Raw genomic sequence first — 11,964 nt, 5'->3', positions numbered from 1 at the left:
GCCGTCATCGAAAACTGACCCCTACCGAACAGGAGGGGAACAGGACGCGGTCCAGGGTTCGCTCCCGAGTCGAGCACGTCTTTGGTGTGCAGGCCCAGAAAGCCGGAAACCTAATTTTGCGTACGATCGGTATAGCTCGAGCCAGGGCAAAAATTGGATTGCGCAACCTGGCGTACAATATCGATCGGGCTGGATTACTACTAACGGCGCGAACGTGAATCGTGCCATGGGGATTCGCCCAACATGGCTCTCGCGCATACAATCATTGATGCGCTGGCATGAAATTGTTGGGTTCATCCAACCGAACAACCGGAGCTGTTAAAAAAAAATCCCTTAAAAATGGTGCAGACGGGATCCAGGATAATTTTCAAGGTTCTCAAATGTTTTACAACAGCAAGAGGCGTCATTCTTCTCTGGGGTATCGAAGCCCAGTGGAATTTGAAGCTACTCATAAAATGAAAAAAGCGGTTTAGACAACTATCCACTTTTACTTGATCACATCACTTCCAGGTGGTTATCCAACCAGGATGGACCTCGAACTGTTTAGCCAGTTCGGCCAGAGTCTTGTCACAGGCTATGGCGGCCAAGGCAACCTTTGCCATAAAGAATGCTGAGCGTTTCCTTCTCAGGTACGCTTTGTCATTATCCTACTCCTTTTTGAGCCACTTCAGGCCACTACAGGTAGCAGATTTTCATTTAAGGGATTGTCCGGATTTTCGGCGCCACCTCTGAGAGTAATCAGAATTCCAAAAAAGACGGTTTTTCATTGGATTGTTTTACAACCCATCCATAAATTTCATTTACCTGAGCAGCTTTTGCCTCCCATGCAAAGTACTTAATGGCACGTTGTTTTGCATTTATTGCAACCTCTTCCAACAACTCCTTATTCTCTGCTATCCATATGAGTTGATTCCGTAATGATTTTACAATTTCATCTCTTTTTCCAAGTGGAACTTTATAGCCCGCCCCCTCAACTACTAATTCTCCAGGCCCTGCATAATCAACAACCAAAGGGACAAGCCCTAAAGCCATCGCTTCAAGCACGACCCCACCGCCAAACTCTCTAATACTTGGGAACGCGAACACTTGAGAGTTAACCATGAATTCCTGCAAACAACCATGTTTCACCCAACCTGCAAGAGTAACACACGAAGTTAATTTTTCTTTATGAACAAAATCAGTAAGCTTTGACATCAGCGGTCCGTCGCCAATAATATCTAACTCCAACAGCCCTTTTTTAAGCAATGGCAAAGCAGCTTCTAGTAATACATCTGGACATTTATAAGGAACCAACCGACCTACAAAGCAAGCTTTCAACGGTCCTGTGCTTTTGAGCTCTGCAGTTAATGAAAACAGCCTTGGATCTATTCCATTTTCTGGCAAATAAATACACTTATCATGGAATTTAGCCGGCAGATTCGCAAGCGTAGCTCTAGAACCCACAACTATAGCAGAAGAGTTATTTAAAGTGCTCCTATATCCTGGAAGCAACTTATACAAATCCCTTACATAAGAAAGCCACTCCTTCTCCTCACGCCTAGCCTTACTGAATTCTTTCGGCCATGAAACGCCTCCATTTAGTGGACCTACAACAAACGGCACATTTGACTGCTTGCATTTTCTTGCAAGCAAGCTAGGGGTTGTAGGAGATAGTGGGGTTATCCTATGGACGACATCATATTTATTACCCCTGATATCTTTTCCAAATTTTTTCCATAAAAGATACTCAAAGTAATAGTATGAAATTGCATTAAAAGCTGTAACTATAGTCCAACCCTTCCCTGAACCTCCACGAAGGATACTTGAAATTTTCCATATCGGTCGCGCTACAGCCTCAGAATCAATTGAGGTAAAATCCGATCCTTCAACTAATCCAATCTTTTTTATAGCCTCTCTATTTCTTACATGGGTAACTATGTGCACATTAGCGACTTCACGCAATGCGCTAGAAAGCGACCACCCGACAAGAGGGACACTTACCCATTCAGGATTAGCCGCTTCGGCAATTATCAACACAGAATATTTTTTATTCATCAGCAGACACTATAAAAAGAATACTCTTAAATGACTGAACTTGATTACATCGGAAAAATCCCAACAATTCGAACTTGACCATTACCGGTTATCTGTAACATGAAGACTTCGCACTTCCCCATTCCAAATTAATCTGTGCAAGGTATGCAATTATTCAGCCGAAGAAATTTCAGCACAAAGGGGAGACATACCCCTCAAAATAACTGCAAATGGGAATTATTAGGGTAAACAATCTCATTTATTTCAGAGGGCAAGAAAAGATTGCCAGATACACTACAGTAGCGTTTAAAAAAAAAGCAACTGTCCTGACTAGATATTATGATATTTGGATATTTGAATTCAAACCGCTCCCTTGGACCTGACTACGGCAGGCACGGTCTTAATCAGGATCTTCAGATCAAGCAGAAAGGACCAGTTCTCAATGTACTCCAGGTCCAGCTCCAGCCACTTGGTAAAGGGCAGGTCGCTTCGTCCTGAGATCTGCCAGATGCAGGTGATGCCTGGTTTGACACTGAATCGCTTCCGCTGCACCCCCTTGTCAAAGAGGTCCACGTCACGGATGGACATGGGTCGCGGCCCCACCAGGCTCATCTCACCCCGGAGCACGTTGATCAGCTGGGGCAGCTCGTCAATGCTGGTCTTGCGGATGAAACGGCCGACCCTGGTCACCCGGGGATCGTTGGTCATCTTGAAGATCGGGCCCTCTGCCTCGTTGAGATGCTCGATCTCCTTCATCCGCTCTTCCGCATCCTGGTGCATGGAGCGGAACTTGAACATGGGAAAGAGATGTTTGCGCAAGCCCACCCGCTGCTGGACGAAGAAGACCGGGCCCGGCGACTCCAGCCTGATGGCAAGGGCCACCGCTGCAAACAGCGGCAGCAGCAGGGGCAGGCAGATCGTGGTTATGGCCAGGTCAAAGAGGCGCTTGAGAAAGAGCTGGCCATCGTCCTGGGCCACCGGTTCCATGGTCAGCAGGGGAATGTTGCCGGCCTGGGAGAGACTCATCCTGGCCACCTCTACGTTGAAGACATCTGCCATAAAGCGAAGGGGTATCCCCTCCTCCTCGCAGGCGATGGCAATGGGCTCTGCATCCTTGAGCAGGGAGCGGGTGATGGCGATGATCACCTCGTCCACCACATTGTCCTTCAGACACTGGGTCACCCCCTCCACCGAGCAGATGATGGGCACACCATCCACCATCTGGCCGATGCTGGCAGGATCCAGGTCAAGATAACCGATGACCTCCACCCCCCACTCGGTCTGACTCCGCAGGGCCCTGGTCAAGTCTTTAGCCCGCTCACGGCTGCCCACAATCAGCACCTTGGAGCGATTGCGCCCGGAGAGCATGGCCTTACGGTAATACCTGATCACAAAGAAACGGACTCCCAGGAGGACCCCGAACTCCATCAGGGTAAAGAGACCGAGCAGAAGACGGCTGAGATCCTGGATATGGAGGAAGAAGGTAACCGACAGCACGGCGCCAACGGTCAGCAGGAGACTTCGCGTCACTGCCCAGGCATAACTTTTCAGGGTGGCGACATGGGGGCTGGCATAACCGCCAAAATAGGAGGTAAAACCGGTTACACAGGAGAGAAATACAGGCAAGAGATAGAGGTGCATGTAGAGATCAGCCTGTGGCCCGGGCAGGAGAAGCGAGCGCACCTGAAAGGCGGCCAAAAAGGCAATAACGGTACAGATCGTATCCCAGAAGAACATGCTCCTGTCCAGATCCCTACTCTGCTTATCATACATAGACTACCTGCTCGCCTGCTGATCTAATGGTTAGGATGCGGGGGTGGCCACAAGGCTACGATTGCAGGTGGCTGCTTCCTTGCTCAACGCCTGCAAAACTGCTGGAGGCCACTCACCTCTGGACAAAGGGGATGTCCATGTACCTGTTAAACTCCGGATAAAAGGCTCCGATAAAGGCCAAGGCCCTCTTGCGCGCTTCCGGAATATCGTTTCCCTGGATGGGTACCGAGACCCGGACAAAGGCATTCTGCTCCTCACCCTTGAAGAACTGGTTATAGAGGGTACGCAGTTTATTGCGATAGATACTGGGTGAGCTGGCATGGTAGGCCTGAAACCAGTAGAGAATATAGAGGTTCTGCTCGTCCAGGGTGGCGGTTATCTCTGCGGCATGGAGGGCGTCATCGGCCAGGGGAAACTCCTGCTCCAGCGGAATGCTGATGGACCAGCCCTGACCGGGAAAACAGACCAGGGGGGAGTGGGCGGCCGTGACCTTGGCCGCACTGGAGTAGTAACCCACATAGAGGTTTACCCTGCCCTGATCGCTACTTTGATCGCTACCCTGATAATCGGCAAAGATATAGTCATCCAGGGCAAGCATCTTATGGTGCGCCTCACTGAGCGGGATCGCCTGACTGAGGGTATAACCAGAAAATGAGGAAAGCTCAGCCATCAGGGGGCTGGCCTTGCTGCCCTGGTCCGAACCGCTTCCGTCCGTGTAGGTGGCATAACAGACCACAAGCAGCAGGACTGCAAGGATCAGATATTTTAGGCTCGCTTGATTTCCCACAGCTCAATAATCCTTTGAAAGAGGTAGAGGAGGGCCAGAGCAACGGTAAAGACCAGGGCTCCGGTGAAGACGTGGCCGCTGCCTTCGGTGAGATCAATCTGAAAAAAGTGAAAGGCCAGGACCATGGTCACCACCCTGACGATGTTGACCACGAATGCCACCGGGATGCTGGTGAGAAAGAGCAGCATGATGGAACGGTTTCTCCGCAGGGTAAAGTAACCAAACATCAGGGAGAGGCAGTTGAGGGCAACCAAGGAACGCAGGCCGCTGCAGGCGTCCACCACCTGGAAGACCTTGGTCGGGATCTGGAGGATGTTTCCCTCGCGATAGATCGGCACATGAATCAGCTGGGCAATCTGTTCGCTCAGTTGGGAGACCTTGAGTTGCAGCGGCATGGTGACCGTGGCGTAGAGGCTGTCGGAAAAGGGCAGCAGCAGGAGCGCGAGCACCAGCGGCACGATCAACTCCGGCAGAGCCCGCAACCCTCCCAAAAAGACGAAGGCTGCGACAACCCACATCAGCATCACCAGGAAACTGATGGTCGGCACATTCAAGGTCAGGGTAACCCCATGGAGCAGGGTGACCGCCAGCAGCAGGATAAGGCCCAAGACACCCCTGCCCTGCCACTCCTGCAACACCGTCCTCTTTTGCCAGACCATGTAGATGGCAACCGGGAGGGCGAAAAAGGCGAAATAGTAATCTTCAGATTCGGCCCACATGGTAAACAGTTCCCTGATGATCGGAAAAAAACCGACCACAAAGAGAACACCCACCAGGGGCGGCAGGATCAGACACGCTGATTTTTTCATAGTAACCAGGTTTCCATGGACTGTCATCTCAACTCAGGAGTTCTTTTTGGGGATCCGCAGTCCGGGTATTATAGGTGGAGGGACCGCGACAAGTCAAGGACCCTAAAAGAAAAAAAGCAGGCAGGAGAGGAAGGCTGGGCCTTGGAGGCAAGGGCTGCCTGGATTATCTTGAGCCGGAACCAGCCTAAGGCCTTCTGCGCCTGCGGCCAACAGCAACGAACAGGGAGACGCCCGGCCCTGCCATCTCAACCATGCCCTGTCCCTGCAACTCCAGCTCGATCATTGGAATGGCAAAAAAAATCCCAGCCAACCCTTTCCCTCCAGCCCCTGTTCAAGGGGCCGGCCGAGAAAGAGCGGATGGGCGGCTGAAACGGGCCTGAGCATACCTGCTGATCGCAGGACAGCTCAGGCAGGGGGATTAGTTTTTCTTGGCGGCTTTGCGACGTACCATTCCGGCAAAACCAAGGGCACCCATGCCAAACAGCAGGGTGGAACCAGGTTCCGGTACAGGGGAGGCAGTACCGGAGAATATCGGCACTCCACCTCCTCCTGACCCGGAATCGGTGATATTGCCGTCAAGAACCATGCTCATATTCAGGATGCCATTCACCTGGCCAGCTGGCAGAAAGGCCTGAAGGAAAGGTGAGCTATTTGTTGCGTCATTAATAGCGATATCAAAGAGATTCACCTTAAGTTCAGAGTTAAAGTCGCCGACTGACCCTGTAATCTTCAACTCTTCAACCTCTAACCTGGCTGAAAACAGTACGGTGCTATCTGAATCTAGAATTTGAAACAGATTGGCACTGGGATCGCCAGCAAACGAAAATACCCCTGGACTGTTTTCTGCAAAACTAAGAGTTGTCAGCTTAACCTGATCGCCAATATTAACGATGTCTGTGCTGGCAAAATCAGTCTTGAAAATTGAACCATCCATGAAATCGATAGAATAGACGTTGACGCCACCTTGCTGTGTACTGCTAACTCCATAACTCCCTACAAATCCGATGCTTGTCGCCATGACACTGCCAACACTCAACGCGATAGCGGCCACCGTGACCAAAGCAGTCTTCAAAACAAAGCCCTTCATACTTCCCTCCTGGTTGTTTTTTTTTAAAAAATTAAAGTGGATAAATCTACATCAAAAAGTCCTTCGTCCGACCACAGGAACGGGACGAAGTACCACATTTTCTAGACTCCTATGCGCCGGCACTACCCGCTGAGCTGACCAGCTTCGCCAAGCCGGGGAGGAGTTGCTTGCGCAACTCCGGTCGCTCCAGAGCAAAGGCGATGTTGGCCATCTGGAAACCGGCCTTGTCGCCGCAGTCGAAACGCCGGCCCTTGAACTTGTAGCCAAAGATCGGCTGTTCGGTGAGCAGGCTGGACATGGCATCGGTGAGCTGGATCTCGTTGCCGGCGCCACGATCCTGCCTGCCCAGGTGATCGAAGATCCTGGGGGTGAGGATATAGCGGCCGATCACGGCCAGGTTGGACGGTGCCTCCTCGGGTGCAGGCTTCTCCACCATGGAGCGAACCTGAACCGTGCCGTTGAACCCCTGTTCCGCCTCAATGATGCCGTAGCGGGAGGTCTCCTCCTGCTCCACCACGATGATGGCCATCATCGAGGCCCGCAGGCGATCAAACTCGTTGATCATCTGGTGGAGTACCGGCACCTCGCTCTGGATCAGGTCATCGGCAAGGAGCACGGCAAAGGGTTCGTCGCCGACGATGTCGCGGGCACACCAGATGGCGTGTCCCAGCCCCAAGGGCTCACTCTGCCGGGTGTAGACAAAGTTGCTTGCATGGGGCGCCACCGACTCCACCGTCCGCAGCAGATCGGTCTTACCACGCTCCTTGAGGGTGTTTTCCAACTGCAGGTTGGTATCGAAATGGTCTTCCAGGGCACTCTTACCGGAGCCGGTGACAAAGATGATCTGTTCGATCCCTGCGGCCAGGGCCTCTTCCACGGCATACTGGATAATGGGCTTGTCCACCACCGGCAGCATCTCTTTGGGCATAGCCTTGGTTGCCGGCAAAAAACGGGTACCGAGTCCTGCTACCGGAAAAACTGCCTTCTTGATTCGCATAGATCCTATCCGCCTGTGGGTGAAGAGTGACACCTGTTTCTTAGTTGCTACAAAGAAACGTTATTTTCCGGATAAAAACAATCCACCGACAGGAGTATATTTTCAACTATTCCGCAGCTGAAAAATGAAAAAGTACTAGTTCCCTATCTGGACAACGGAGTAGTCCCCCAAGACCTACCCACCGGGGACGTCTCGAATAATAATAGATGATCAAGCACTTAAGATATCAAGAAGACAACAGTAAAAAGGAGAACCGGCAAAGGAGAGGATCGAAAAAGATCACCTTTATTCAAGGCCTATCAGACTGGGAAAAGGCAAGGCTGAAGAGAGGGAAAAATACCTCCCTACCGTGTCTGGAGAGAGGAAGAAAAGGGAAGATGCACGCTCCTTAAAAGAGACCACCAAATGGCCAGATAGGGCAGTGATAAACCTTACCCAGGCCAGAATAACGGAAAGAGACAGCAACCCTGGGGGCAAGCCCGGCCGCTTCAAAAATTAACCCGCCACCGGCGAGAGTATCCCAGATGCGACACATCGACGAGCTTTACAGCTGAACCACTGCACCTGGAATCAAGCCGGGCAGAGAGTTCATTTCAAGAAGGTCCTTGGTTCGCTCAAAATATTCGGTTGCCCAAAGCACCGCCTGGACCCGGTTGGTTGCATCGATTTTCTTATAGAGATTGCTGACATGGGTCTTCACGGTATTGGAACTGATCACCAACTTATCGGCGATGTTTTGATTGGAAAAACCGGCAACGATGAGATAGAGGATTTCAGTTTCCCGCTTGGTCAGCAGGGGCTCATCCAGGGAATACTTGCCGTTCTTCTCGCTCCGTACCGCTTCCAGGGTCTGGGTGAGCAACTCCCTGGTGAACCAGTACTCACCCTTTATCACCATATCCAGCCCCTTGGTGATATTTTCAAAATCGTCTGTTGCATAGAAGACACCACGGATCTTGAAGCGGGTTATCGGCTCCACCAGCTCGGCATCCTGATCCACATTGAGCAGGGCGATGGAAGGACTGCGCCCGTTAATGCCAGAACTCCTGGCGAGTTGGGTGCAAAAATAGTGGATCGGCTTTTTATCGCAGTCGCAGAAGATGATACTCTCATCGTCAAAGATCGACCTATGAATCTCAGTCTCTTCGCTGATGCAGGTGGGCAGGGCCCCGGACAAGCCGTAGAGCTGGCTGGCAAAGAGCTTATTATTGAAGGGGTTGGGCCCCCAGACAAAGAGATTCTTAAAGAGCATTTCGGTACCATATGGTAATAATTGCCATTTTATTTAAAACTCTTACCTGTAAGGATAACCTTTTATATATAGCATTTATCTCACCATAGGTCAAACAGCCCCCTTGCCCCCCTGATATCCGGATAGACCCTACAAATAATGTCTCGCCAGAACAGAGAAAGAAGCTAGAAATAAGGGGCGGGGAATGAGGCAGAATGGTTAACCCTGTTGAGGGCCAGGCAACGGGCATTACCCGTACACCGAAAAAAGAGCAAGACAACCAAGCTATCAACATAAAAACGACAAGAAAAACTAAGCCCTTACCCAACAGCTCCCCTTGTATTTTCTTTCAACAGGAGGTAACCATACCAGGAAATGAGACAACAGCAAGTTACACAAAAATAGCCACAGGTAAACCCAAAGTGAACGATAACATAGCATGGGTGAATTACGCCAAAGCAATAGGGATCATTCTCGTAGTCTATGGACATGTTGCTAGAGGATTATTCAACGCAGGCATCAAGATTGACGAGATGTCGTTTAAAATAATAGACAATATTATTTATTCGTTTCACATGCCGCTGTTTTTCTTTTTATCAGGATTATTTTTTTTCGGTTCCTTGGAAAAGAGAGGGAAAGCCGGACTTATTTTTTCCAAAATTGACACCATCGTCTATCCATACCTGCTCTGGTCGTTAATTCAGGGATTCATAGAGGTTATCTTATCATCATACACCAACGGCAGTACCAGTTACAGTGAAGTGCTATCGCTTTTCTGGAAACCCCGTGCTCAATTTTGGTTCCTCTATGCACTTTTCGTTTGCTTTATAACTGCATCCATTACCATCAATAAAAAAGATTGCCAGTTCCTGGCAACAGCCACTATTATATCCTCGATGCTGTATCTTTTTCAGTACAACATTCCATACATATTTCCACTGAGCTTTATTCCTCGTTATTTCATATTTTTTGTTTTTGGTATCTTTTTTAAAAACGTCCTGGACCTCTTCCCTTTAAATCCGAGATTAACCTTACCAACAAGCACCGCTCTTTTTATAACAATTCAATACCTATCAAACTTCACCTCATTTCCACAAAAAAACCACATGCTCATGTCGCTGGCAACCGCGCTAGTGTCCATATATTTCATCGTCACCCTCTCTAAATCTCTCTCCAAGAAGAGGGTATGCTGGCTCAGTTCCATTGGGGCCGCCTCAATGCCTATATATGTCATGCATACTTTAATTGCCAGCGGAGGGAGGATCGCTCTTCAAAAATTTCTTGGTATTGAAAATGTAATGCTGCACCTTGCGCTTGGTTGCACCTGCGGAGTAATGATCCCTTTGGCCGCAGTCAGATTTCATTTCTTATTCAGATTGCCCATGAGTGACTGGCTAAGGAAAAAACCGACCCCCTTGAAACCACCCCCTAAGCAACCCAGGCAAACAGACAACGCCCTGTGACAGGAACAAGTGGCCATCTTGGAGTGCACCCCCTTGGTTCTACAAAAAAAGCACGCCCTCCCCTGGCCGCCACACATTACATCATTATGGGATCCATTCGACTTCCGGATTACCCCAAAGAACAAGAGAGAAAAGACCCATCCATGCTGCTATAAGACGAACCGGCAAGATGCCAGACAGGAGGGATTACATGGATCGAAGGAATCCTGACAGCCACCGTCGCTGTCGCTGTCTCTCTCCAGGCAGGACAGGCGCCGGCCCGGTGATCTACTGGATGTCGCGGGATCAGCGGCTGAAGGATAACTGGGCCCTGCTCTGGGCCCAGGAAGAGGCCCTGCTCCACCACAAGCCGCTGCAGGTGTTGTTCTGCTGTATGCGGGATTACCCGGGTGCCAATCTCCGCCACTATGACTTCATGCTCCAAGCCATGGCCGAACTGGGGCAAGGACTGAGACAGCACAATATCGAGCTTGTCCTTCTGGCCGGTGAACCGGCAGCACTCCTGCCCGCTTATGTGGAGCAGAGCGATGCCCATGCACTGGTGACGGACTTTGATCCCCTGCGGATCAAGCAGCTGTGGAAAAAACAACTGGCCTCCCGGTTAAAGGTACCGCTCTTTGAGGTGGACAGTCACAACATTATCCCGGCCTGGGTGACTTCCGATAAAAAAGAGTATGCCGCCTACACCATCCGTCCCAAGATCAACCGCTTGCTCGACGACTACCTGACCGATATCCCGCGACTTCGGATCCATCCGCTGACTTGCGCACCCCCCGGCCCCTCGGCAGCACCGGCCGAGCTGCTCAAGACGGTGGCTGACCGGCAGACCGGGCCGGTCTCCTGGCTCAAGCCCGGCGCAGCGGCTGCAGCGCAGGCGGCAGAGGCCTTTCTTGGCAAAGGGCTGGCAGGCTACGCCCTCCGGCGCAACAACCCTTGCCTTGCGGGCCAATCCGGCCTCTCTCCCTACCTCCACTTTGGCCAGCTCTCGGCCCAACGGCTTGCCTGGCTGGTCCGGCACTCCACGGCAGCCGAACAGGACCGCGAGGCATTTTTGGAGGAGCTTATCGTCCGCCGGGAGCTGAGCGACAACTTCTGCCTCTATGAGCCCGACTACGATCGCTTTGCAGGATTTCCCCGGTGGGCCAGGACCACCCTGGAGGCCCACCGGGGAGACCAACGGGAGTACAGCTACAGCCTCTCTCAGCTGGAGCAGGCTGCGACCCACGAGGCCCTGTGGAACAGCTGCCAGCAGGACCTTATGATCCGCGGTAAGCTCCATGGCTACCTGCGGATGTACTGGGCAAAGAAGATCCTGGAATGGACCCGTGAGCCGGAAGAGGCTCTGGAGTATGCCATCGCCTTAAACGACCGTTACTCCCTGGATGGACGGGACCCCAACGGCTATACCGGTATTGCCTGGTCCATAGGCGGGGTCCATGATCGGGCCTGGCGGGAACGGCCGGTGTTCGGCAAGGTGCGTTACATGAATCTGGCCGGTTGCAGGCGCAAGTTCGATGTGGAGGGTTATATCAACTCGGTTGGCCGCTGATCAACCTGAGGAATACGAAAAGAACTGGATGCCCGCCTGCGCGGGCATGACGGTAGGGGTGAGGACTGGATGGCAAAAGGCTGGGAGGGGTAGATCGGCGTGCTGCTGGATGACAAAGGCAGGATAACCGAGGGGCCAGGGGCCAAAATGGATGTTTTCACCTTCAGCAGGTTGGTCGAGAGACCAGAGCCAGGATGAGCCCGGATATCAGAGTCAAAGTGAGTCCGGATATCGGTGCGGTTACCTTGAAGGTGC

General features: G+C 51.4%; 10 protein-coding genes. 3 read left to right on the top strand and 7 right to left on the bottom strand.

All coding sequences use genetic code 11. From position 1 onward, the window contains the following. Positions 1-218 (top strand): transposase (locus G494_RS26520; protein WP_153305986.1); only part of this gene is annotated, 218 nt, incomplete at its 5' end. A 520-nt stretch (positions 219-738) separates the two neighbouring features. Here G494_RS26520 and G494_RS24890 read toward each other — a convergent pair. From G494_RS24890 to G494_RS24885, 7 genes are all read right to left on the bottom strand, one after another. Then, the gene (locus G494_RS24890; protein WP_035247984.1) at positions 739-2,034 is read right to left on the bottom strand and encodes a glycosyltransferase family 4 protein; all 1,296 of its coding nucleotides are present in this window, start codon (positions 2,032-2,034) and stop codon (positions 739-741) included. Between the two features lie 339 nt (positions 2,035-2,373). Then, positions 2,374-3,786, bottom strand: coding sequence for a sugar transferase (locus G494_RS0121020; protein ID WP_028586088.1), 1,413 nt, complete (start codon positions 3,784-3,786; stop codon positions 2,374-2,376). A 112-nt stretch (positions 3,787-3,898) separates the two neighbouring features. After that, positions 3,899-4,573: an exosortase C-terminal domain/associated protein EpsI gene (locus G494_RS0121015; protein ID WP_028586087.1), complete on the bottom strand. Its 675-nt coding sequence runs from the start codon at positions 4,571-4,573 to the stop codon at positions 3,899-3,901. Continuing rightward, positions 4,552-5,382 carry an exosortase/archaeosortase family protein gene (locus tag G494_RS0121010; RefSeq protein ID WP_028586086.1) on the bottom strand — a complete coding sequence of 277 codons (831 nt, stop codon included), beginning with the start codon at positions 5,380-5,382 and terminating at the stop codon, positions 4,552-4,554. Before G494_RS0121010 ends, G494_RS0121015 begins: the two co-directional genes overlap by 22 nt. Positions 5,383-5,800: 418 nt before the next feature. Then, a complete protein-coding gene (locus G494_RS0121000; protein WP_028586085.1) occupies positions 5,801-6,469 on the bottom strand; it encodes a PEP-CTERM sorting domain-containing protein in 669 nt (222 codons plus the stop codon). A 109-nt stretch (positions 6,470-6,578) separates the two neighbouring features. Further along, positions 6,579-7,466, bottom strand: coding sequence for a UTP--glucose-1-phosphate uridylyltransferase GalU (gene galU / locus G494_RS0120995; RefSeq protein ID WP_028586084.1), 888 nt, complete (start codon positions 7,464-7,466; stop codon positions 6,579-6,581). Positions 7,467-8,010: 544 nt separating this feature from the next. After that, positions 8,011-8,718 (bottom strand): LuxR C-terminal-related transcriptional regulator, encoded by a 708-nt coding sequence (locus G494_RS24885; RefSeq protein WP_051305944.1) that lies wholly within the window; start codon positions 8,716-8,718, stop codon positions 8,011-8,013. A gap of 194 nt (positions 8,719-8,912) precedes the next feature. On the opposite strand from G494_RS24885, the gene G494_RS24880 reads away from it, so the two are divergent. Together G494_RS24880 and phrB are read left to right on the top strand one after the other, a co-directional pair. Beyond that, positions 8,913-10,160, top strand: coding sequence for an acyltransferase family protein (locus tag G494_RS24880; protein WP_051305943.1), 1,248 nt, complete (start codon positions 8,913-8,915; stop codon positions 10,158-10,160). A 190-nt stretch (positions 10,161-10,350) separates the two neighbouring features. Beyond that, positions 10,351-11,709, top strand: a complete 1,359-nt coding sequence (gene phrB, locus G494_RS24875) for a deoxyribodipyrimidine photo-lyase (RefSeq protein ID WP_035247980.1) — start codon at positions 10,351-10,353, stop codon at positions 11,707-11,709. Positions 11,710-11,964 lie beyond the last annotated feature (255 nt).

The sequence above is a fragment of the Desulfogranum mediterraneum DSM 13871 genome, from assembly GCF_000429965.1.
GTDB lineage: Bacteria > Desulfobacterota > Desulfobulbia > Desulfobulbales > Desulfobulbaceae > Desulfogranum > Desulfogranum mediterraneum.
Note: the sequence above shows the minus strand (reverse complement) of the source record. Positions and strands in the feature narration are given on the sequence as shown.